At 43.7% G+C, this 24,419-nt stretch carries 16 protein-coding genes; 5 read left to right on the plus strand and 11 right to left on the minus strand.

The window, feature by feature from the left end; translation table 11 throughout:
- The first annotated feature begins 5 nt into the window (after positions 1-5).
- Positions 6-1,454: a decarboxylating NADP(+)-dependent phosphogluconate dehydrogenase gene (gene gnd, locus IHV80_RS06995; RefSeq protein ID WP_004733587.1), complete on the plus strand. Its 1,449-nt coding sequence runs from the start codon at positions 6-8 to the stop codon at positions 1,452-1,454.
- A 131-nt stretch (positions 1,455-1,585) separates the two neighbouring features.
- Here gnd and IHV80_RS07000 read toward each other — a convergent pair whose 3' ends face one another.
- Positions 1,586-2,746: an HD-GYP domain-containing protein gene (locus tag IHV80_RS07000; protein ID WP_192890566.1), complete on the minus strand. Its 1,161-nt coding sequence runs from the start codon at positions 2,744-2,746 to the stop codon at positions 1,586-1,588.
- A gap of 345 nt (positions 2,747-3,091) precedes the next feature.
- Between IHV80_RS07000 and IHV80_RS07005 the strand changes: the two genes are divergently transcribed.
- The 3 genes from IHV80_RS07005 (at position 3,092) to IHV80_RS07015 (ending at position 7,597) form a co-directional block, all read left to right on the plus strand.
- Complete coding sequence (locus IHV80_RS07005) at positions 3,092-3,856, plus strand: efflux RND transporter periplasmic adaptor subunit (RefSeq protein ID WP_192890567.1); 765 nt, start codon at positions 3,092-3,094, stop codon at positions 3,854-3,856.
- Positions 3,857-3,866: 10 nt separating this feature from the next.
- Positions 3,867-6,875 carry an efflux RND transporter permease subunit gene (locus tag IHV80_RS07010; RefSeq protein ID WP_192890568.1) on the plus strand — a complete coding sequence of 1,003 codons (3,009 nt, stop codon included), beginning with the start codon at positions 3,867-3,869 and terminating at the stop codon, positions 6,873-6,875.
- Between the two features lie 308 nt (positions 6,876-7,183).
- The gene (locus tag IHV80_RS07015) at positions 7,184-7,597 is read left to right on the plus strand and encodes a VF530 family protein (protein ID WP_192890569.1); all 414 of its coding nucleotides are present in this window, start codon (positions 7,184-7,186) and stop codon (positions 7,595-7,597) included.
- A 134-nt stretch (positions 7,598-7,731) separates the two neighbouring features.
- Here the strand turns inward: IHV80_RS07015 and IHV80_RS07020 are convergent, their stop codons facing one another.
- From IHV80_RS07020 to IHV80_RS07050, 7 genes are all read right to left on the minus strand, one after another.
- Positions 7,732-7,923, minus strand: a complete 192-nt coding sequence (locus tag IHV80_RS07020; protein WP_192890570.1) for a hypothetical protein — start codon at positions 7,921-7,923, stop codon at positions 7,732-7,734.
- Between the two features lie 225 nt (positions 7,924-8,148).
- The gene (locus IHV80_RS07025; RefSeq protein ID WP_192890571.1) at positions 8,149-8,907 is read right to left on the minus strand and encodes a sulfite exporter TauE/SafE family protein; all 759 of its coding nucleotides are present in this window, start codon (positions 8,905-8,907) and stop codon (positions 8,149-8,151) included.
- Between the two features lie 205 nt (positions 8,908-9,112).
- Positions 9,113-10,633 (minus strand): tripartite tricarboxylate transporter permease, encoded by a 1,521-nt coding sequence (locus tag IHV80_RS07030; RefSeq protein WP_009846586.1) that lies wholly within the window; start codon positions 10,631-10,633, stop codon positions 9,113-9,115.
- Between the two features lie 10 nt (positions 10,634-10,643).
- Entirely contained in the window at positions 10,644-11,144 is a 501-nt protein-coding gene (locus tag IHV80_RS07035; RefSeq protein WP_102451587.1) for a tripartite tricarboxylate transporter TctB family protein, read from the minus strand.
- Between the two features lie 246 nt (positions 11,145-11,390).
- Complete coding sequence (locus IHV80_RS07040; RefSeq protein WP_102435135.1) at positions 11,391-12,362, minus strand: tripartite tricarboxylate transporter substrate binding protein; 972 nt, start codon at positions 12,360-12,362, stop codon at positions 11,391-11,393.
- Positions 12,363-12,655: 293 nt separating this feature from the next.
- Positions 12,656-16,330, minus strand: coding sequence for a response regulator (locus IHV80_RS07045; RefSeq protein WP_192890572.1), 3,675 nt, complete (start codon positions 16,328-16,330; stop codon positions 12,656-12,658).
- 32 nt (positions 16,331-16,362) lie between these two features.
- The gene (locus tag IHV80_RS07050; RefSeq protein WP_192890573.1) at positions 16,363-17,406 is read right to left on the minus strand and encodes a response regulator; all 1,044 of its coding nucleotides are present in this window, start codon (positions 17,404-17,406) and stop codon (positions 16,363-16,365) included.
- A 321-nt stretch (positions 17,407-17,727) separates the two neighbouring features.
- On the opposite strand from IHV80_RS07050, the gene IHV80_RS07055 reads away from it, so the two are divergent.
- A complete protein-coding gene (locus IHV80_RS07055) occupies positions 17,728-18,957 on the plus strand; it encodes a hypothetical protein (protein ID WP_192890574.1) in 1,230 nt (409 codons plus the stop codon).
- A gap of 137 nt (positions 18,958-19,094) precedes the next feature.
- Here the strand turns inward: IHV80_RS07055 and IHV80_RS07060 are convergent, their stop codons facing one another.
- From IHV80_RS07060 to icmH, 3 genes are read right to left on the minus strand one after another with little or no spacing between them, the layout of a single operon-like run.
- Positions 19,095-19,874, minus strand: a complete 780-nt coding sequence (locus tag IHV80_RS07060) for a protein kinase domain-containing protein (protein WP_226088516.1) — start codon at positions 19,872-19,874, stop codon at positions 19,095-19,097.
- Positions 19,828-23,220 carry a type VI secretion system membrane subunit TssM gene (gene tssM / locus IHV80_RS07065; protein ID WP_192890575.1) on the minus strand — a complete coding sequence of 1,131 codons (3,393 nt, stop codon included), beginning with the start codon at positions 23,218-23,220 and terminating at the stop codon, positions 19,828-19,830. Before tssM ends, IHV80_RS07060 begins: the two co-directional genes overlap by 47 nt.
- Before the next feature lie 2 nt (positions 23,221-23,222).
- Entirely contained in the window at positions 23,223-24,419 is a 1,197-nt protein-coding gene (icmH, locus tag IHV80_RS07070; RefSeq protein WP_192890576.1) for a type IVB secretion system protein IcmH/DotU, read from the minus strand.

Raw genomic sequence — 24,419 nt, forward strand, 5'->3', positions numbered from 1 at the left:
AAATAATGAAAGGTGATATCGGTGTAATTGGCCTAGCAGTAATGGGTCAGAACCTTATCCTAAACATGAACGACCACGGCTTTAAAGTTGTGGCTCACAACCGTACTGCTGCGAAAGTAGACGAGTTTCTAGAAGGCCCAGCTAAGGGTACTAACATTGTTGGTGCTTACTCTCTAGAAGAGCTAGTTGAGAAGCTAGAAGCGCCGCGTAAAGTGATGCTTATGGTTCGTGCTGGTGACGTTGTAGACACGTTCATCGACAAGCTTGTACCACTTCTAGACAAAGGCGACATCATCATTGATGGTGGTAACACTAATTTCCCAGACACTAACCGTCGTGTTGCTGCTCTTCGTGAGAAAGGCATCCACTTCATCGGTACGGGTGTTTCTGGTGGTGAAGAAGGCGCTCGTTTCGGTCCTTCTATCATGCCAGGCGGTTCTCCTGAAGCTTGGGAAGCGGTTAAGCCTATCTTCCAAGGTATCTCTGCGAAAACTGACGCGGGTGAGCCTTGTTGTGATTGGGTTGGTAACGACGGTGCTGGTCACTTCGTTAAGATGGTTCACAATGGCATCGAATACGGTGACATGCAGCTTATCACTGAAGCATACCAGTTCATGAAAGATGGCCTAGGTATGAACCACGACGAAATGCAGGCTGTATTTGCTGACTGGAACAAAACTGAGCTAGATAGCTACTTGGTAGAGATCACTGCTGACATCCTTGGCTACAAAGATGAAGACGGTGAAGCGCTAGTTGAGAAGATCCTAGACACTGCTGGCCAAAAAGGCACGGGCAAGTGGACTGGTATTAACGCACTAGACATGGGTATCCCACTGACTCTAATCACTGAGTCTGTATTCTCTCGTTGCCTGTCTGCACTTAAAGACCAACGTGTTGAAGCTGAGAAACTGTTCGGCAAGACTGTTGCTCCAGTTGAAGGCGACAAGCAAGAGTGGGTTGATGCAATCCGTCAGGCTCTACTTGCTTCTAAGATCATCTCTTACGCTCAAGGTTTCATGCTAATGCGTGAAGCGTCGAACGAAAACGGTTGGGATCTAAACTACGGTAACGTTGCTCTTATGTGGCGTGGTGGTTGTATCATCCGTTCTGCATTCCTAGGCAACATTCGTGATGCTTACGAAGCGAACCCAGAGATCGCATTCCTAGGTTCAGATGCGTACTTCAAAGGCATCCTAGACAACTGCATGGGCGCTTGGCGTAAAGTTGCAGCTAAGTCTATGGAATCTGGTATTCCAATGCCATGTATGACTTCTGCACTAACGTTCCTAGACGGTTACACAACAGCTCGTCTTCCAGCGAACCTTCTACAAGCTCAACGTGACTACTTCGGTGCTCACACTTACGAGCGTACTGACCGTCCACGTGGTGAGTTCTTCCACACAAACTGGACTGGTACAGGCGGCGACACTGCTTCTACAACTTACGACGTATAATCGTTAGTTAGAATCAGTAAAGAATAAATTTGTTCTTTCAGCTGTAAGCTAGAAAACAAAAGGATGCCTCAGTGGCATCCTTTTTTATTGGTTTGCGTTTTCTTGGACCGACAGAACTAAGAAGTTATAGCTCAAGCCATCATGACCTGCGACTGAGTATCGTCGTTGTATTGCTCCCGAATTGCCATAAAGTCGTCTAGGTTCTGTTTAAGGGCCTCAACACATTCTGGATCGAACATTGAACCGTTGTGCGCTTCAATGTATTCCATCACTTCATCGAGTGTCCACGCGTGCTTGTAGGCTCTTTTACTCATCAGTGCATCAAACACATCGGCTAACGTCACGATTCTCGCTTCTAGTGGTATTCCAGTGTTACTTAAGGCATCTGGCAACCCCGTTCCGTCAAACCGTTCATGATGATGACGCACGATATTCTTTATGAATTGTATTTCGTCAGAACACATAGAACTGTAATGCGACAGAGCCACGACATCGTCAATCATTTCTTCGCCATATAAGGTGTGGTTGTTCATGATGGCTCTTTCTTCTTCATTGAAGCGCTCGCTACTGAATAAGACCTTATCTGGAATCCGATATTTTCCTATATCGTGGAAGGGCGCATAGAGCCGAATTCGATGAATGAATTGGTGTGTAATTTCCCTTCTGGTGTGCGACAGAGTGCGAGCAATTTGTTCACTGTATTTACCCATGCGAATAAGGTGTTCTTTGGTTTCGGGATCTCGAGCATGACCCATGTTTAAAGCGATCGCTAAAGAGGATTGAAAGTGACACTGGCGCTCAAACCATTGAACGAAAAGACTGGAGATTACTTGAGTGAGATAGGCGATATCACATTGAATATGCTGGTTCGCAAAAAATCCCGTTGATGAAGCATTGATAAACACAAACCCAAGATTACTTTCTTGATGATGAATAGGCGTTGTGTAACTGCTTTGGTGGCCGAGTTCGAGTAGGTGAGATATTTGTTTGGTCGGGCTTATCGTGGTGAGGTCGTTGATGATTCGAGTATCTAAAGATTCTGCCATTCGAGATAAAGCCGATTCTGGCTTAAGTTCTTGTTCGATATAGCGGTGTTGCGCTTCTTGGCAGAGCGTGTCCGAAACAAAGTAATTTGATGCTCTGTTTTCACTGCACAGCACGACCGAAAGCCGAGATAATATGGGGTAATGTTCGCGAGCTAGCCGAAAAAGATCATCAACGATGGCGATAATATCTTTATCTTGGGCGGCTACTCTGCTGATTTGGGAGTAGTCAAACATGGTCAAAGCCAACCTTTATTTATAGTTATATCATTGTTTAATATCGTTATTTATAGGTTTCTATACCATTTCTAAACATAGCACCGTGTTGTTAAAATGTAATACGGTATTTTGATAAATGGTTATGCCATCACTCAAATAGTCGTTATTTCATTGTGTTTCCTGTGAATGTGTTAAGCCGGCAGATTAGACATCGTTAAATTCACTAAATGTGAATATTAAAGATAAGTGGATGGCTGTGTTCACTGACTTAAATATCAATATGTTAAGTCTCTTTTCAACCAAGGGTTACTATACAAAATATTCACGCTAATCATTTTACTCTGACAATAAATAGACTCTGTCGGAGATAAAAATATGAAAAAACTAGCAGTGCTGTCGGCTATGGCGGCCATATCTTTCCAAAGCGGTAGTGCATTCGCCGTTGACTTAATTGGGCACGCGATCGCACAACAATCTCAAGATGTTGTGGCACAGGTTAGCGGTGTTGTAGAGAGCCAACCATTCCAACTTGGCGAGCCGGTTCAACAAGGACAATCTTTAATTATCCTTGAAGATAGTGATTTCAAATTGGAAGTCCGTCGTCAACAAGCAAATTTGGAATTGGTTAAAGCCGACCTAAAAATCAAAAGTAGTATCTACACTCGTTATAAAGAACTAAAAGCGAAAAAGAGCTTGTCGCAGCACGAGCTCGATATCGCTTTAGCTGACCTTCAAGCTGCAAAAGCCCGTGTCAAATTGGCACAGATAGACCTAGAAAAAGCCACCGACAACTTTACGCACACCCAAATCAATTCTGAGATAAACGGCTACGTTGTGAAACGCAATGTAGAGCAAGGCTCATGGGTTGAGAAAGGAAATCTACTTTATAGCGTTGCAGACGTTAACAATATCATTGTTCGTTTATTGGCTAGCGAGCACGATCTGGCTGAATTATCTGTTGGGCAGGAGCTGAATTTGTGGAGTGACGTTAACCCTGAAATTAAAGTCAGAGCAAATATAAAACGTATTGGTATCAATCTCGACCAAGGTTTATTGGCTTACCCAATCGATATTGAAATTCCAAACGAAGATAGCCTTATTAAGCCGGGGATGTCCCTGCATGCAAGTACACTCAACTAAGGAGTAGTCGATGAGACATATTATTAGCTACTTTGCGGCTCGAGGTTTTTTGGCTCGGGTAATTACAATGATGGTTTTTGCGGTAGGCATTGCTTCATTGAGCATTATTAAGATGCAAGAAGACCCAGAAGTGGCCTTTCCAGAAGTAGAGATTGTTACCCATTATCCAGGTGCTTCACCGCAAGACATTGAACTGAACATTACCAATAAAATTGAAAAAGAGCTGCGTGGGGTGCAAAACATCCGCGAAATGACATCGGAATCAACAGAGGGGACTTCACTGATTTTACTGGAGGTCGCTGAAGATGCTGATATCGCAGATGTAGTACGTAAAATTCAGCAAGCGGTTGATCGAGTCAGTGGGTTACCGAAAGATATCTCAGACCCTCCGCTTGTTCTCCAAGAAAGTACCTCGTCCTTTGAAGTTTTACGTTTTGGTGTAACGACAACTGGTAATTACAGCGATCTTCAGCAGTATGCCCGTCAGCTTGAAAAACGAATCAAATCGATATCAGGTATTGGGACTGCAACTATGTCTGGCTTTCGTGAACGAGAGTTTTGGATTGAGGTAGATCCAAGCAAAGCGAGTCGCTACAACCTCACGTTTAACGATATTATGACATCGGTAAACAGTCGAAATTTATCGTTATCAGGTGGTGTTGTTGAATCGTGGAAGTCAGAACATCGTCTTGTTACCTTAACGCAGGTGACCAGTGCAAAAGAGCTAGAAGACACCATCATTCGTGTTTTGCCTGATGGTGGGCTAGTACGAGTTCAAGATATCGCAACGGTCACTGATGGGTTCGAGAAAGCCACTGAATACGGCATGATTAACAACCAACAAGCGATTTTATTTAATATCACTAAGACGGCTAACGCAGATGTACGCACCGCTATTAGTGCGGTATTAGATACACTCGATATTGAACGCGAAAAGCATGGTGGTAAGTTCGATTTTCATACGTCGATTAACCTTGCTAAAGACATGGAAGATAAGTTCTCTATTGTTGCGAGCAACGGCGGTTTAGGTCTAGTTCTCGTATTAATCGTGTTGGGTATGGCTCTGATGCGTCAGGTTGCTTTCTGGGTCGCTGTCTCTATTCCTTTCTGTATTTTTGGCGTCTTGGCTTTAATCCCTGGAATGGGGATGACCTTAGATGCAATAAGCTTGGCTGCTCTCTTACTCGTTATCGGTATTATTGTCGATGACTCGGTAATCGTTGCAGAAAGTATTTACAGCGAAAGAGAGAAAGGTGCATCGCCACTGGATGCCGCCATTGAGGGAACGCTAAAAGTCTATAAGCCAGTTCTGGCAAGCTTAACCACTACGATCCTCGTGTTTATCCCAATCTTCTTTATTCCGGGAGAGCTAGGGATGGAGATTGCGGTCATACCTCTAACTGTCATTATGGCTCTGACGTTTTCTTGGTTTGAGTGTACGGTTACGTTGCCAGCTCACTTAGCCGATGCACTTAAAAAACCAAACTTAAACACTCGAAAGATACATGTGTTCAATAAAGTGGTTACTCGTTATGAAGCGGTTCTTACTCGTGCGTTGCAACACAAGTTTAAAGTCGTTCTATTCGCGTTACTTATGTTGGGTGCTAGTGGGGCTATAGTTGCAACACTCAGGTTAGATTTCTTCCCAGCTCAAGCGGCAAAATACATAGAGGTTTACACAGAAGTTAAACCCGGCACTCCAATGGATAAGGTACGAGCAGCACATCGTCAAGTGGAGCAAGCGATTAGTGCTTTGCCTGATTCGGAAATGCTGAGTTATGAAATGACCTATTCGACGCCAGTAAGTACAGGATTAATTAATTTAACCAATGCGGAAGATAGAGAGAGAACCGCAGACGTTATCGCGGACGAGTTAAGCAACAAGCTCAGTGAGATTACTTCTGTCCCGTTTATTAAATTTACAGTAGATGCGGGCGGAGCACCTCCCGGTGAGCCTGTAGAAGTACGTGTGATTGGTCAAAACAAGGAGTCTCGTGATCATGCCGTTCAAGTGATTGAAGCGTGGTTGGGGCAACACATCGGCTTGAGTAACGTGACGAACAATGAAGAGCTTAAAGATCAACAGCTTGAAATTGTGCCTCAATACGAGTGGCTCGCTCGCTATGGTTTAACTGTCGATGATTTGGCGACTACCTTGCGCGTAGCATTTGATGGCGAGAAGGTGTCGACAACTTGGATTGGTGATGAAGAGGTTGGTCTTCGAGTCATATTAATAGAACGCTACCGTAACCTTGAGAAATTGCGAAATACCAAGATCTATACCGCGGACGGAACTCAAGTACCTTTAAGTCGATTGGCTCACGTACGATACACTCAAGCAGAACGTATCATCTTGCATTTCAATGGCGACCGACAAGTGTTGGTTACGGCTCAAGTAGAGGGTAATGCGCTTGATCCTGATGAAATCACAGATGAGCTATGGGAAGCCGTGAAAGGTCAAATAAGCTCTGATGTCATGTTGGATATTGGTGGTGAAGTGGAAGCAACTGAAGAAGCACTAGGGGGAATTGTGGTTGCTTTTCCATCTGCTATTCTCGGGATCTACTTTGTGCTGGCCATAATGTTTGGCTCGTTGGTTCAGCCGTTATTAGTTATCTCAGTTATCCCTTTTGCTTTGGTAGCCTCTTTGATGGCGCTATTTCTCCATATGCAGCCTATCTCGTTATTCGCCTTAATCGGTGCGCTTGGTATGTGTGGGGTAGTGGTCAACAACTCCTTGGTGTTGATAGTTAGAATTAATGACTTACGAGACCAAGGTATGGAGATCACTCAAGCTGTGATTCAAGCTGCGAAAACTCGTTTAAGGCCAATCTTATTGACTTCTGTAACGACAGTCGTTGGCTTGTTACCTTTGGCTTATGGTATTGGGGGGGCAGATGTGTATATGGGGCCAATGGCATTAACCTTAGGCTATGGCCTACTATTCTCTGTGCCAATCGTACTGTTCATTGTCCCTTGCTTGTATGTCGTGATATCGAGACGGAAAATGACTATTTAGGTTGTGAATTAAGCGACATTAAACGATAAATCATCAAAGAGAGGGCAATTGAAGCTCTCTCTTTTTGTGTATCTCAGCGGCCCCTATCGTGAAATAAGTGGATGACTGGTGGAAATTGAGTCATTTAAGTCTACTTACTAAAATATAAAGAGTAGATAGTTAGGATACTGGTTCGCTTTATGCCATCATAAAGGGAGTGATAGGGAAACGGACACTCCCATAGAAATACATTGGTAGACATTATTGATGATGGCGTGCCAAGTAGAATTCAGAGCCCAACTCGGTTTAGGTTGTGAAAAGGTAAAGAGATGACTGAAGAAGAAAGAATTGAACTGCAGCAAAATAACCCGCTGCACGGCTTGAAGCTAGATACGATGATCACTGAATTAGTGGATCATTATGGTTGGGAAATTTTGGACGCAGCAATGCGCATGAACTGCTTTAACACAAAGCCAACCGTTGCAAGTGCCGTTAAATATTTGAAAAAAACAGAGTGGGCTCGTGAAAAGGTTGAAAACTTCTACCTTTACCGTTTTAAGCGTATGCCTAAAGCGTCGGACATCGAATACCAGATGCCTCCGCGTTCACGTACATTCCGTCACGGACTAGAGCCTCGTGAACCAATGGAATTGACGGTAGAGTCTATCCACGCTTCACAAGCTAAAGCTGCATCTGCATTTAAAGAGCGTCGTGGCGGCAACGGTCGTAACTTTCGTCGCTAGTAAAGGGCGTCGTTAATAGAAAGGCGTCGTTAGAAAAGCCGTCGAAATAGCCTAATCAGCTAAAGCGATAAGCATAAAATACAAAAGGAGCCTAAGCGCTCCTTTTTTAATGCGTGTCGCTTTAGTCGTTTGCCTTAAGCTTTGCGGTTCTTTCTTTGATTCTTCCAAAGGTCAACGACATAGACAATGGCGCTGATCAGTAAGAATAGCGCTGACACAGAAAACAGAGCGGGCATTTTTAGGATCCACGCGAATGTGGCAGCAAGAAAAGCGACAAAGCAAATGAGTCGACTTGATGACATGACATGACCGAGTTTAGTGTTCATAACGCCTCCTAATGAAGTCTCATTTTCGACAGAAGAATTATCCCACCTTTGGCAAAGTAAAGGCTAAAAAACAGTCTAAATTGTTATCAAATTTGCTAATTGAAGGACTCGTCTCACATATTTTGGCTTGGCTATTTTATAAGCAATAAAATAGCGAGATAGGTATCGAAAGGGAAAATATTTTCGGTCGGTCTTTCCTGCTGCAAGTCTTGTTGCACTGAATGTTTAGTTAGCATAGAAAAAGTAAGCGGTGATCAAAAAGCTAGCGATGATCACTGTGGTACGAACATATTGTTGAGGAATACGGCGAGAAACTTTTGCTGAATAGTAACCACCGACCAATGTCCCAAACAAAACGGCCATACCTGACGGCCAATCAATCGAACCATTTACAACAAAGAACACGATTGCCGCGAGTGATGCGCATGCCGATACCAACAATTTGATGCCATTCATCACGTTGATATTGGTATATCCTGCCAGTGCCAAATAACTCAATGTCACAATCCCTAAACCTGCATTAAAATACCCACCGTAGATACAAACAATCAAAAGCAATAAAGCGGAAAAGAATGCGCCTGCGCTGGTGGCGTGCTTATGTTTAGCGGTTACTTTCTTTAGCCATTTATTGAGTGTGCCACCAAAGGTAAAAAGCAGAGCGGCGAACAGCAACAACCAAGGTACGGATTGAGTAAATAGCGCTTCTGGTGTGTGTAGTAGTAAAAATGCACCAATGCCGCCGCCAATTACACATAGCCCGACAACGAGTTTGAGTTGTTTGGTGCCAGATTGAATTTCATGGCGCAGTGCATAAGCACCACTGATGTAACCAGCGCATGAAGCAAAGGTGTTGGTCGCGTTGGCTGCAATCGGAGGCACGCCAGCAAACAATAGAGCGGGGAAGGTGATAAAACTGCCTCCGCCAGCAATGGAGTTCAGTACACCGCCAATCACGCCTGATAAGAATAGAATCAACCAATCCATAGTTTTAGAATCCAATGCGTTAAATGATGAATCACCTTACTTGATTTTGTTATTAATATCAGGGATATGTGTTTTTCAGGAGTCGGATTGTGAGTTTGCTACCATCTTAGAGCTGTGGTTTTTTGAAATGACTGATACGAAAAAAGGAGCCTGAGGCTCCTTCTGTTTAGTTTAAATAAGTGATGTTCGCTTGCTTTCTCTGAGCCTAAACTTCAACTGGTTTTGCTCTAAAGCTCTTGAACAGCTTAACTAGAATCGGACTAGAGAGAACCAATACCGCCAAGATAGTGAATGTCATGGTGATAGGGCGTTCCCAAAGGAAGCTGAGCTCACCATCACTGATCATTAGGGCGCGTCTCAAGTTCTCTTCCATCAAACCACCTAATATGAAGCCAAGCAGTAATGGCGCGAGTGGGAAGTTGGCCAGCCTTAACGCTATCGCCGCCATCGCCACAATTAGCATTACAAAGACATCCATCGTGTTGAAAGACACCAAGTACACGCCAGTGATTGAGAAGAAGATAATCATTGGCAGTAGTACCGTTCTTGGTACCGCTAGCAGTTTAGAGATATAAGGGATCAACGGTAGGTTTAAGATAACCAGCACGATGTTGCCAAAGTACATCGAGATAATCACCGACCAGAATACATCTGGATGCTCAACGAACAGGCGAGGACCCGGTTGGATACCGTATGCAATCAATGCACCTAGCATGATTGCTGTAGTACCAGAGCCCGGAATACCAAGTGTTAGTAGTGGTACGAATGAACCACTTGATGCGGCATTGTTTGCTGATTCAGGTGCAACAAGACCACGAATGCTGCCTTTACCAAATTCTTTCTGTTTGTCTTTTGGCGCGAGGCTACGTTCCATACCGTAACTCAAGAATGCGGCAATCGTTGCACCAGCACCAGGTAGAACGCCAGTAAAGAAACCAAGGATCGAAGAACGAATCGAAACGGGCGCGACTTCTTTGAACTCTTCTTTGGTCACTTTCATGCTACCAATATCGGCCATCTTTTGGCTTTCTTCGCCGCTGGTGTCTTTCTCTGGTTTCAAAATACCCATTAAAGTTTCACCTAAAGCGAATGTTGCCATTGCAAGAAGTAGGAAGCTGAATCCGTCCATCAGGTCCGTTAGACCAAATGTGAAACGTTCTACACCGACACCTTTGTCGATACCCACAGTTGATAGCATTAAACCTAAGATAGTCATCATCCATGCCTTGATGACCTGACCTGGACCTGCAAATGCCGCTACAGCTGATAAACCTAATAGCATCAGTGCAAAGTAGTCAGAAGACTGGAAGCTTAATGACACGCTTGCTAGAGCTGGTGCTGCGATCAACAGCATAATTGCAGAAAGCGTACCACCAGTAAAAGAAGAGTAGGCTGCAAGGGCAAGGGCTTTACCAGCTTGGCCTTTTTGCGCCATTGGGTAGCCGTCGAATGCCGTTACTACCGTAGACGAACAACCCGGAGCATTGATTAAGATTGATGATGTTGAGCCACCAAATACCGCGCCATAATAGACACCCGCCATCAAAATAAGACCTGAAGAAGGGTCAAGGCCGTAAGTAATAGGGATCATCAGTGCAATTGCTGAAATTGGACCGAGTCCCGGTAGCATCCCGATAAAGGTACCCACGAAACAGCCCACGATTACCATCATGATGTTCATTGGCATCACAGCGGTAGAAAGTCCTTGTAAAATTCCATCTAACATAATGTTATCCCTACCAAAGAGTGAAGATTAAACCAGGCTCTAGGTAGATATCTAAGCCTTGAGTTAAAAGAAGAAAGAACGCGATAACGAAAGGAAACGACGCCCCAAATAAAACCGCTTTGCGGCGTTCACCCAGCAGGTAGAAGCCTGCAAGTAAGAAGAAGCTAGTCGCTAAAACGAAGCCAAGATAAGTCAGTCCAACACCGTACAGTGCCATCAGCACAAGAAAGCCAATCAGTAATCGCCAGTTCAAAGGTGTGGTGTCACATTTGATTTTCTGATCCGGTTGCCCTGTGACGAGTAGGATCAACGATAGCCCGATGCCAATGAAGGTCAGCAGGGTAGGCAGTGTTCTTGCAGTAAACGGTTCATACTCGTCACCGGGGAATAAAGGAATCAGTGTGGTTTGGTAGCCATAGCATAAGCACGCCAACATAAAGATCATTGCGCCGAGGCGATCTTTAGAAAGCAGGGATTCCTTACTCAGAAATTTGGTTGGTAAGTCCGACATATCCAACTCCATTTGGGGTGGTATAGAAAAGTAAAAAAGCCGTACATGAGCGAGTCAATGAAATGTCTGGGATCACTAACCAAAGGTAAGCGGATTACGGTGCTGGTTTATCAGCCACTTGCGTCTACAACGAATCGGCAAGCGTTAGTAATACGTCTACGAATAAACAAAGGAGTTTGAAGTTAACTCATGTACGGCGAAACAAGGAAAGAGTGAGAGGGTACGAATACCCTCTGCTATTGTTGGTTATTTCAAGAAACCAAGCTCACGCATTAGGTCGCCCATTTGTTTTTCTTGGTCTTCTAGGAACGCGTAAAAATCTTTGTCTGCTTTGTAGTTGTCAATCCAACCGTTACGGTCACGAACGACTTGCCATTCATCGGTCTTGTACATTTTGCCTAGCGCTTCATTCCACTCGTCGATTTTTGCTTGACTAGTGCCTGGAGCTGCGAAGAAACCACGCCAGTTGGCAAATACAGTTTCATTGCCGTATTCCGTTAGTGTTGGAATGTTTGGAGCAGCATCAAGACGTTTTGGTGCCGTCACTGCCAATACTTTTACTTGGCCAGACTTAGACATCTCTAACACTTCACCAAGGCCTGTTGAAAGCAGTTGGGTTTCACCAGAAAGCAGTGCGGCCATTGCTTTACCACCGGCATCATAGGCAATGTAACGCACTTTCTTAGCGTCAAAACCTTCGCCTTTGAATGCTGCTGCCACAACAAGGTGATCCATGCTGCCACGAGCAGAGCCGCCAGCAATTTTTACTTTACGTGGGTTGCTTTCGAATTCTTTTACTACGTCTTCCCAAGTGTTGTACTTAGAATCTGCAGACGCGACGATTGCACCGTAATCGGCAATAGTTGCTGCAACTGGAGTTAAGTCGCGGAAAGACTGTGGGAAGATACCTGTTAACGAGCGCACAACGATAGGCGTTGAGTTCACCATTAGTGTATCTTCTTGACGTTGAGCGGTTTCAATTAGGTGAGCAATTGCTTTACCGCCGCCGCCACCAGACAAGTTTTGGAAAGAGACATTTTCTACGATGTCTGATTTCACTAATACATCACCCGTACCACGAGCTGTCATATCCCAACCGCCACCAGCGCCGCCAGGGATTAGGAAGTGGATTTTCTCTACGTCAGCAGCAAAAGTGTTAAAAGAAAAGGTTGCTGCGATGATAGAAGCCGCAAGAGTAGGTTTCAGTGCCTTGAACATGGTTCACGTTCCTTATGTAGGGGATCTCTTCAATGGAGAGAAACTTATGTTTTATATCCAGCTGCTAAACACACGAGTAGGATATTGCTTAGCAGATGAGGTTAAAGTTAACGGTGTGTTAACGAATTGTCTTTAATGCGGTGATATTGAGGATAAAGAACATTGGGTGAATAAAGTTCATAAAGTTCACGGCGAGAAGCTAGTGTCTTTATTCGTTGAGAGACATAAAAAAGAGAGCCACCAGGGCTCTCTTTAATTGTTTGTAAACTCGAACAAATCTCGTCTTTTCATTTTCACGATGAGTTCGTGAGTGCTGAGTTTTTTAGCAGTTCATTGGCGGTATCGAAGTCGAATTCCTCTAGCGCGCCTTCCAACCTTTTGAACTCAGAAGGAGATAAGCCCACTACTGAACCATCTTCAATGTTAAGAATGATGTTGAGTGCTTCTGTATCATCGTTGGCAACGGCTTCCAGTAATTGACGGTACAACTTGGCGTTTGGCTGATTGGGTGATGGAGCCGTGTTTGCCTGTTGTTCTTCCGGATATTTATGGGTTGGATCTGACTTTGAGAGCGAGTTTGCGATCTGTTGGCTTAACGTGATCGTGGTTTTGATGACCTTGTCTTTTAAATCGGTATCCGTGAGTTCGGATTCCAGCTTTTCACATAGACTATGCAAGTCGCTAGCCCCCAGGTTACCAGCGACACCTTTGAGTGTGTGTAAGTAACGCTGCTGAGCACTGCTTGATAGTTCGGAGGCTAAAGTTTCTTCGTCAGAGTAAGCTTCAAAAAATCGCTTTAGTAGTTTTAGGTATAGCTGGTGATTGTTGCTTGCCCTCATCAATCCCATGTTGGTATCAAGACCACTAATGACAGGTAACGCCTCGGGTTCTTTTTCTGCGTTGTTTTCTTCTTGTAGAGTATTGGTGGACTCTTGCAATGAAACATTGAACTGCACAGGGTTAGACGGTGAAACCCAATTTGCCAAGGTCGCGAACATAGAGCCGACATCAATCGGTTTTGCGATAATGTCACTCATCCCGCAATTGAGTGCTTTCTCTTTATCTCGCTCCATTACGTTTGCTGTCATCGCAATGATTGGGGTGTGAGTGTCTTTTATCTCGTTGCGGATATGCTCAGTTGCTTCATATCCGTCCATGATTGGCATTTGGCAGTCCATCAAGATGCCATCGAAAGGGGTATCATCAGCAATGGCTTGTTGATAAAGATCGATGGCTTGTTGTCCATTCTCAGCAATGGTGACTTTAATCTGCTGGCCTTCTAACAGCTCTGTCGCGAGCTCTTGGTTTATCTCGTTGTCTTCAACCAACAAGATGTTAGCACCAGCCAGTTGTTGAACATTCGCAAGCTGATTCTGTTGTTCCAATTCGCTACGAGAGACGCGATCTGAATCAAGCCCATAAAGAGACACGATAGAGTCAAAGAGGTGAGAAGAGGTAATCGGCTTGTCTAAAATACTCGGAACCTCAAAGCCTCTTTTAGTAATGGCTTCGGCTAATTCTTCTCGGCCATAAGCGGTTAGCATCATTATTTTCGGCTCTTTACTCAGTGATAAGCCGAGATTGAGCGCTTCTAACAGATCAACACCGTCGCGTTTAGGCATTTTCCAATCTGAGATAATAAGATCAAAGGGTTTATTGTTAGCATCTGCGGTGTGTAATTCCACTAACGCTTCATCAACAGAAGCACTTAACGTTGGAGTGAGTTTTAGAGATTCTAAAATATCGCCAACGATCAAGCGTGCACTAGAGTTGTCATCAACAACCAACACCTTCAAATGATTAATCGAAGCGGGAACCACCACTCGGTTTTGGGTTATTGAGTGACTAACGCGAGTTGCGATCGTAAATGAGAAGGTTGAGCCTTTACCAAGTTCCGTTGAAACGTGAATGTCTCCACCCATTAATTGGCTGAGCTCCTTACTGATCGCTAAGCCCAAACCCGTACCACCATATTTCCGAGTGGTAGAGCTATCGGCTTGAGTGAACTTATTGAACAGTTTAGCGGCTTGCTCTTGTGTCATACCTATTCCGCTATCAGAGACAGCAAAATTCAGTTTTATGTCGTCACCATCTCTTTCTTCAACAGAGATAGAAATTTTCACTTCGCCTTTCTCTGTGAATTTAACGGCATTGTTGCTGAGGTTAATCAAGATCTGGCCAAGCCTTAGCGGATCACCAATAAGATTGGTTGGCACATCTCGGTCTACTTGGATTAGAAGCTCTAAGCCACGCTCAGAAGCTCGTAGGCCAACCAAGTTAGTAATGTTGTCTAGTACGTTCTCGAGATGGAAATCGACGTTTTCTATGTCTAATTTACCCGCTTCGATTTTAGAGAAGTCGAGAATGTCATTGATTAGCCCAAGTAAGGTGTCTGAAGAGAGTTTCACTTTATGGATGTAGTTACGTTGTGCCTTAGTTAAATCGGTTTTTAGTGCCAAATAGCTCATACCAATGATGGCGTTCATCGGTGTTCTGATTTCATGGCTCATGTTAGCTAAGAAATCGGATTTAGCATGATTGGCGGCATCAGCTTCGTCACGTGCAACGGCTAAGTTTGTTGCAAAGTGCTCAAGGGCTGAATGCGCTTTGTTGGCTAACAGGCCCATCAACAAAATGATCAAAAAGAATATTAAGCCACCAATGGCAAGGTGTGATGAGACGCTTGAAGAGTCTTTTACATTATCACTTTCCGCCATATAAGCATTCGCAACTAAGTCATGCAGTTGAGTGAAATTAGCGTTCATCTCTTTCAATACTTGATGGCTAAGCAGTTGAGCTCTGGCTAGGTTAGAAAATTCGGCTTCATAAAATGTCACGTGTTGATCAAACGCGGTGATATTCATTTCAGGTGCGTATAACGTCAGAATGTCAGCCGCTGCGAGTGACACAGACTGCATTTCACCGATCAAAGTAAAGACTTGTTCTGATATCACCGATTGATCAGCAGATTTCGCTAACGAAAAATCACGATTGAGCTGCTCTGATTGGCTTAACAGCGTTTGAATAATCAGCAGATTTTCACCGATTGAAAGCTGAGATGAAAGGCGAGATTGAGCATGTCCTATCTGTTTGTTGAGGTCGGTTAATAAACCTTGTTGCTGTGAGTTAAGCATCGTTGAAGCGCGTGATAGCTCAATACCGCTGCGAGATACTTGCTTGGTGATTGATGTTTTGAGTTGTACTGCAGAGCTAGACAAGCCTTGTAGCTGAACTAGGTTAGTGTAGTAGCGGTTCTGAGCTTGTTGGACAGTTTGTAGTAACTCCGTGCCTTGTGGGTCTGTGACCTCGTTTTTAAGCTGAGTAATTAATGCTGATATCTTCTGGATTTCAATCTTGGTTAACGCATATGTTTGTGGCGAACCAGTCAGCAGAAATTCCTTTTCTAAGTTTTGAACTTTGGCACTGAGTGTTGTGAGCCCACCAATTTTCATAACTCTATCAGCTTGATCTTCACTTAATATTCTAAGTTGTTTAACGTCTTGGCTAACCGCATTGATTGTGTCTTTGTGAGCGCTTTGCATTTCCGTAAGCAGATCAGTGGCCGCTAGCGATTTTTGGTTCATTCGATCACGAGCTTTCTCGCTCAACTCAATCAAGTCAGCGTATTTGATGAATTGATTTATATATCCAGTGAGCGATATTTCAGCGTGCGGGTTTTGGTTATGAGCAGCAAAGGCTTCGACCAACTCCTTTGACAGTTCTGCTTCTTTATAGAAGAGTTGCGCAGATTGCGGTATACGCTCGTTGCTAAAAGAGAGTTCGTGAACGCGAAGCTTGTCGAGGGAGGTAAGCAATTGAGTACTGACCGCGTAGTCTTCAATGCCGACGAAGCGATTGTTTAGGTTAAACCATGCGGCAACCGCCACCGAGAACAGCACTATGGTGGCAATAATAAAAGAGATGAGTATTTTTTTAGAATCAGATGCGAATCTGGAAACAGTATTCATAAAGTACCTGTATTTAAAAAGTACCAGCGAACTTAGTGGTCTTGTTCATCAGTAAAAGAGCCCTTGATGGTTAACATCTCATCGAGCTTGTTAATGAAGATAGGAACTAAGTTAGGGTCAAAGTGAAGGCCAGCTTGTTCTTGTATTAGCTCAATCGCTTTTTCAATTGGCCAAGCTTCTTTGTACGGGCGCTCGCTAGTTAGGGCGTCGAATACGTCTGCAATTGCTACAATACGAGCACTTAGAGGAATGTCTTCGCCAGACAGTTTATGAGGGTAGCCGCTGCCATCCCATTTCTCGTGGTGGTAAAGTGCGATCTCTTGAGCGAGTTTCAGCAATTTGGAGTCGTTGTCTCCAATGATGTCTCCGCCAATGGTGACGTGTGTTTGCATGATTGCCCATTCATCTGCATCAAGCTTACCGGGTTTGCCTAATATGCAGTCGGGGATGCCAATTTTTCCAATGTCATGCATCGGTGCTGCTTGGAACAGTAGTTCAACCCATTCTTCACCCACGTCTAACTGCTGAGCAATGATCTTTGAGTAGTAACTCATTCTAACGACGTGCATTCCGGTTTCATTGTCTTTGTATTCAGCGGCTCGGCCAAGCTTACGAATGATCTCAAGCCGGCTCATTTCGAGCGCTTCTGTTCTTTGTCGGACTTTACGTGACAGCGCAAGGTTTTGGTCATACAACGAAATATGTGTCGCGACACGAGCTTTCACTATCGGCGGGCTAACGGGTTTGGTTATGTAGTCCACCGCACCTAATTCAAACCCTTTTTGTTCATCTATCACGTCTGTTTTCGCCGTGACAAAGATGACGGGAATATCAGAGGTGACAGGGTCGCTTTTTAGCCTTTGGCAGACTTCATAACCGTCCATTTCAGGCATCATGATGTCGAGAAGAATGAGGTGAGGTTTTGGCGAGGAAGAGGCTATCTTTAACGCTTTTTCGCCTGATGTAGCCGCTTTGATTTTAAAATCGTCGTTGAGGATTCCAGAGAGAGTGTGGATGTTGTCTGGGATATCATCAACAACCAAAATAATGGGTTTATCTGTCGTAATTTGATTCATTTTTTGTCCCTAAAAAATTTAATCAGATTGCTATGTTCTATGCTAGTAAAGCGTAGTGGAATTTGGTGGAAATGCATGATTTCAGGAGGGTTAATTATTGGTTTTGGAATCCAAAAGGAAATAATGGTACACCTATCTATGAATAGATATTTTATATGTTAACCTTTATTTAACAAAGAATAACTACATGGATTGTGTAGTAGTGCGATCAAGGTTGAATAGTTCAGGGTTTAGTTTGCTAAGACCGAATAATTCAGAGGGACTTAGTCGTTCAAGTAACTTTTCAAATCTAAAGTGGACTTGTTACAGGGAGAACGTACGATGCCGAATACAGGGCTGACCATCATTCAGAAAGACATGCTATCGCTATTTGCGAATGCAGATTTGGTGGGTGTGACTAAAGTAGATAAGGTTAAGATTGCGGTTGCCGCCGCAACAGAAGTAGACAGTTTAACGGGCACCATTACCGAGGCTGTGACAGGGAGTGGAACCAGCCTTGCTGGTATGATTGAAAACATAATCGAGCAGATAAAAGAAAAATTCCTCGATTATGCAAAGAGTATTACCAGTATTGCGATGGATGATATCAAAGCTCAGATATTGAGTATGATTCCAAGCTTGGTTAAGCGAATTTTTGCTGATTTAGCGCCTGCAATCGATGATATTAAAGAAGCCGCGACGAGAATTTACTCGGCGTTGGGCAAAGCCGTTAACAATCATAAAACCCGTCACCTTAGCTCAATGACAACGACGCGTGTTGGTGCTGATGTGATTGATAAAATCCGTGGTGAGATCCGCGCCGTTGCGATCGAAGATTCAATGATTGCACTGGCTCATGGTGGAGTAATTGCGATTAACTTAGCCAGTTCAGGAATTGGTGCCACTGTAACCAGTATTGTTAAAGCGGTTCTTTCTATTTTCAACTTTTTCCGTGGTTTATACGACAAATGGGTCATGGAGCGTAAGTTCCGTAAGTTTAAGCAAGAGTGCGTGATGCTGAATCAGAAGCGAGATGTTATTGGCGCTAACTTCTTCCGAGACTGGTTCAAAATGAAGATGGAAGAGATCCCCGTTATCGCTTCCTACATGGTTTGTATGCCTTGTTATAGTTCCCCATATAATTTTCTTTCAATTACCGATATCACACCACCTCCGCCTAATATGAAGACTCGCTTAACTCGAAGAATTAAGCGCAAATTTGGCCGTAAGGTGAATACCGATCCTTCAGTGATCAAGTTATCTTTCCAGAAGTCGACCTTGAGTGCTTACGCCACATTGCAAGAAGAGGCTAAGGCGTTTATTGCCAACAGTGAAATCGCGCTTGAAAGTAATAAGCCGGGAGTGAAACAGGCGTTAAATGCCGCACGTGGTGAACCTAACTTTATTCCGGGAACGGATGAGAAAGCATTTTCCAAGGCGGTAAGAAAACAGCAGGTTAAGAACTTCTTTAATGGTACAACTATCAAAGAGAGCGTGAAAGAAAGCCTTGCCCCCAAAGCATTAGCCGCAACCGTTGCTGGTGGGTTGGAATCGCTCCTAATACCTGAATAACAAAATGAACAGCTGCTGGAATCACTCAGGTTATTGATTTCACAACATAGGCCAAGTGGCTTGAAGCGAACAAAAAAGCGGATGATTGATCATCCGCTTTTTCTTTGTCTGAAGATATAGATATAAATATAGTCGGCTTATCTATGCTGTTTTAGTAGAATCTGATACCGAGTTGGTAGGGCTGTATCATCTAAAAATTCCTCTAACGTAACCGCAAGAGCGAACCAATCGTCAAGCTTGCTTGTTACCAAGTCCTGTCTAAAGTACCGAGGCGTGTAACTGTCAAAGCGAAGTTGTTCGCGTTCAGTACCTATGTTAGTAACAGAGCCAAAGTCGATGAGTTGAGCTTGTCCTTGTGGGCAGAATACGATGTTGGATGGCTTAATATCACCATGAACGAAACCTAACCTGTGGACTTGGTTAATTGTAGATTCTAAAGCGTTAAGCCAGCGTGAAGGTAAACACTCCGCTAAATTTGAATATGCTTGTATCTCTAGCAGTGTTTTACCATTCATGTAAGAAAGAACTAAACAGTCACTCTTGTGGCTAGAAAAGTAATCACAATAGTTAGGCCAGATATCATTTTTATTGGAGTCGGTATTGAAATTGGTATTTGAATACAGAAACTCCGCCTCTTGTTTTAAGAAATGGCGGTGCTTTAACTCTTGAGCTGATTTTATCGTAACCAGCCCCCAACTAGGATGTTGGGCTTTGAAAACCCGTGAACTTAAACGAGAGAGGTTAGTGTATCCATGAGCGTTGAACACTTGCAGAAGCTTTTCATCGTTCGAGTCCGTTTTTGAGAATAGATCATCCTCAGAAATTTGAGCTCGCCTTAATGGACATGACGAGCTGTTTGAAAGTGCGTTATCAGATACCACTTGGTAGTGAGAATCCAGAGAAGAAACCGGGAACAAATGGGTTCGATTGACCTTGAGTTTTGATGGTCAGCTTTACTTTACTGTCACCGTATACAAACTCAACCTGAGTATCTTGTGCAGAGGTGAAATTCACGTTTGGCTCGAACAAACGGAACCAACTCCATGTTCCTTTTACGGTGTTCTGGCCAATTGTAGAATCCTGAGCATTGAGTTGAATGCCCAACTTCTCGATAAACTTCGCGTCACCTTGCCACGATTGTTGGCTCCATAGCGTTGGGCCATGACGATAGGTAAAGATAGGCTTATCTGAAATGATTGAAAACTCCGTGATGTTTGGCGTCATATCGACGGCTTTCAGTTGGAAATTGATCAGAATGTTCGATGGATCCGCTAAGAATAGGGCGTTCTTTATATCAGCGGCCTTATCAATCATTGTCCAAACTTCAGGTGTAATGGATAACCCTGTACCTGGTAGTAATCCCGGTAAATAGGGTGCTTCGTCACTGTTTTTGATAAATCCATTTAAACGAGTTTGAGAGAATTTATCGACGATGCCATTAGTAACGAAGAAGGCTTTAACATCCGCAACACTGACATCCGATTTAGATTTTCGGTTGAACGGATAAAACGAAGCCAATCGCTGTTGGTAAGGTTGATACACTTCTTTCGACCACACTGTATTCAGGTAATCGTGAGCCAGTGACATCACCGTCTCATTACTCTGATGTACCACTTTATTAATCAGCTCTTCAGCGACCGTTAAATGATTGTTGGAGAGGCTTGATAGCGACGCAATCGGATTACCAGCTTGCAACGTCACGGACAACGTATCAAAGGCGACCTTTTGTGGCTCTTTAGTCTCGTAAAACTTGTCTCCCCACTTTTTAGCGTTAATAAATGCGGTTAGTAGGTTGTCTATGGGCTTCTTACCTTGGTCGTTGGCAGAAACCTGTTTTTTGTACGATTGGAAACTAAGAGATATCTGACGAGCGGATTCTTTTTTGTCAGGATCTTGAATTGGCATGCTTGCAGGATCTTGTTCCTTGTCACCCTTAGCTGGTATTTCTAGTTCTACATAGGTGTACTTAGCGATCGTCGAGTACAAACTGACTAATGGATTATTGCTGGCTTCTGACAGGCTCGTTAACGTATTTTTTAATTGCGTAGGGTCAGCCACTTCTTTGACTTCGACATTACGAACCAAATCACGCCAATAGTTAATGTAATCATTCTGGTAGGTTTGCTTCAACTCTCGGCTGATTCGGTGAAGCTCGAGTGCGCTAGGATAAGCACCGGCAACGCCTTCATAAGACTGCAAAGCAGATTTAAGAGTCGGGGAGTTGACTGATAAATCGAGTTCGTTAAAACCCGTTGGCGTATAAATATACGGAACTAAGTAGCCGGCGTAACTTGGCGAGAATTGAAGTACTGAGTCAAAGTTCTCACCTAATTCACCACGAATATCGACGCGCTTTGCATAGATAGTAGAACTTTGGATATGTTCGTACAACAGGGTTTCAATACCTGTCTGGGTGATGACTTTCTTAGCTAGGCTCTCTAAATCATGGTTCGATTTTATTGGCGTTAGGTTACGTGCAAATATGTCATTCAATAGTACTTCTAGCTGAGCAATGTTGATGCTATCTGCCTCTCCTTGGTCTTGCAGAGTACGAACGTAGTAGTTTTTAAGCTCTTGGACATTGGTTCTGTCTTTGTTAAAAAGTAAACGGTAGTTATTAAGCAGAGACAGCGTTTGAGATTGATCTTCAAGGTTTACGTACACAAACAGGTCTTTCTCGATCGTATTTTCCATCGAAGGGATAAGCACCTGTTGTAACTCCGTGAAATAGGCTTCTTCGACTTCTTCCTTGATACTAGGGTTCGGCATAAACGGTAAGCTATACCAAGGCTCGGGCTGTTTGTAGAGGTTATATATTCGCTGTAGTGAGAACAGGTTCGGAATGTTATCTGCCATGTTTTCAATATCATAAGGTGAGGCAGATATCGCTTCTTTGTAGCGTTCCAACATTACATCCGCTCTGGTCTCACGTTGATTTTGGAAATCAAAGTCGAACTTAATCACCAATAACACGGCTGCGAGTAAACCAATCCAAGAGAGCGTGAACAGAACTTGGTTAACCAACAAGGTGTTCTCTTTACGTTTGTTTACGCCCACTAGTTCGTGTTCCGATAGGATCACGTGTGTCATGAGGTATTGGGCAAACAAAGTCTGATTAACAGGGATTTGCTCGTTCTGTTGGTAGTGTTCATGTCCTACAGAGTAGGAGACCGCACTCGCAAGTAAGTCGGATTGCGAAGAGCTTTGGCCATCATGAGTGAAATAGAAGCCTCTGAACTGCAGTGCGTCACTGAGTTGCTCACCTCGGTATAATCGATTGAGGAACAGCCAAAGGTTTTGTTTCAATAGTCCAAACTGGAAAGGAGCACTGGCAATAGAGTTTCGATAATCTTGATTCAATTGACCTGCTAGTGCATTGCTCATGTTCGCAATCAGTTCACTGATTAAATGATCGTATTCATCATTGAACCAGTTCGCATCGATGCCACCATGTGCAGAGTAAGGCGCTGTGGCACCGAATACTTCATCTCTTTTCGACTCGTCAAAAGCAGAGAAGAACTGACAAAAGTCGCTGATGCTGCCCATATTCGAGATGACGTTATAAATCGGTAGGCTTACACCAAAGGCTTGATTGAACGTCTTGATTGTCGATTTAAGCTCGTCAGCCTGCTGTGTTATCTGTTCGTTATTTTCCAGTAGTGACGATACGTCAGTGGTGAGCAACAAGCCATTAGCTGCTTGTCTCGGGCGCCATGCGGTTAGAGACTGACTGAGTGTTTTTAGATATTCAGGATGCTGGTCTTCTCCCATACTCACCGACACTAAAATAGAGTGCTCACTGACCCAAAATAGGATCGGGAATTCGATGTCATTACCGAAGTCGTCAAGCTTATACGCTTCGTAGCCCATTTGAGTGATGATGCTTTTGTCTTTGTTTGGGTTTTGACTCAATAGTAAATAGATGGGTTGATCGTAACGACTGGTTAAGCGAGTTTTACGCTTCTGACCACTGATCATCCGTTTAAAATGATTTGCTAATTGCTTTTGTCTTTTCCGAATCAGTTCTTTATCCAAAGACTCTTCTTGTGATTTTGCGCTGCGTTTGATGAGCACCCAATAGCAAATGAAGCCGATAAGCGTAGAGACGATGGCGATAGTCGTCAGCGTCCACACTAAATAAGCATTGAGTGGTGTTAACAGAATGACACTAGAGGCGACGGTAAAAAAGGCGACAGAGGCTAGGGCAGAAATGCCTACTGTTTTCTTAACGTTGCCTGACTTGTTTGATTTGGCATCCGGCATAATCAGTTAGACTCTTCCTTGTTTAAGTCATGCGCAGAAGTGCGAACAATAATGGCGTTTATTTGGTCGCTTTCTACGAACCAAGCTTTGATTGTTCTCGCTTCTTCTGAGGTGTTGGCTCTTAATATCACTCGATAGTATTTCTTGTAAGGTGAGATGATTGGCTCATAAGCTGACGGAGATAGATTCTTGATGAAAGCTTGGGCATTTTTCTTATTTGAGAACGTCGCGAGTTGCACCAACCAATTGGTTGAGCTTGGCGTGAAGTTAGTCGTTTTTGAGGCTTCTACTGCGTCAGCTTTACTCGCGTGACGAGGAGGGTTTTCCAAGTCGTTATCTTGGCTGATGAAGACAATGTCTTGGATTTCTCCAGATAGAACATAGCGTTGGCTAAAGTTCGGTAAAAAGGTGAAATCACGCGATCGCTGTGCGTGGGTTTTGTTGTACCAGAACTCCGTTAAACCAATACTAGTTGCTATCAAACAAAAGAAAAACAAGCTGGTAATGAAGTAACGTTTACGTCTAGTCGGTTTTCTTACGTCAGGTAGTTTTACCTTCGTGCGGCAGTGAACGCCACTCGCGGTACGATATTGACTGATGGTTTGTTCTAATTGATGAACGAATGCTTTTAACTGTTCAGCGCCGCCTTCGCGATATTGGCCTTTGAATCCAATATTGATGAAGAGGTAGATAATCTCCAGCAGATCGATCAGCTTGTGTGGTTGTCTTGCGGCTTTTTCAGCAACAGAGAAGAACAGTTCACCGCCATTACGCATGCCAAACAGATCGCTAAGTAGGGTTTTATTTTCCCAGCCGCGTTTCTCCCCCCACTCGGTGTAGATGATGAATTCATCAATGACTACAGCGTACAAAAAGCAAAGTTTATCGATAACGGCAATAGGGTAGGTAAGCTCGGTTGCTTGAGCCTTTATGTCGTTAATACCTTGAATAAACTGCTCTCGGAAAACGGTTAAATCTTCGGGTTCAGACAGCGTTGAGATTTTGAGTGTTTTGGTCAGCAAATCACTACTGATGTTGATCAGTTGATTCTCTGCCTTATCAAAGTGACGCAGAAACTCTTCTTGGGTGCTGGTGGAGTGCACCGCAACTAATTTAGACAAAGCTTGGTCAGACTCTGTATTCGCAGAGCTTTTTGATGCTTTATCTATAACCAGTGTTTCTTCGTCTAAATAATCCAT

Origin of the sequence: Vibrio bathopelagicus, assembly GCF_014879975.1 — a bacterium.
Lineage (GTDB): Bacteria > Pseudomonadota > Gammaproteobacteria > Enterobacterales > Vibrionaceae > Vibrio > Vibrio bathopelagicus.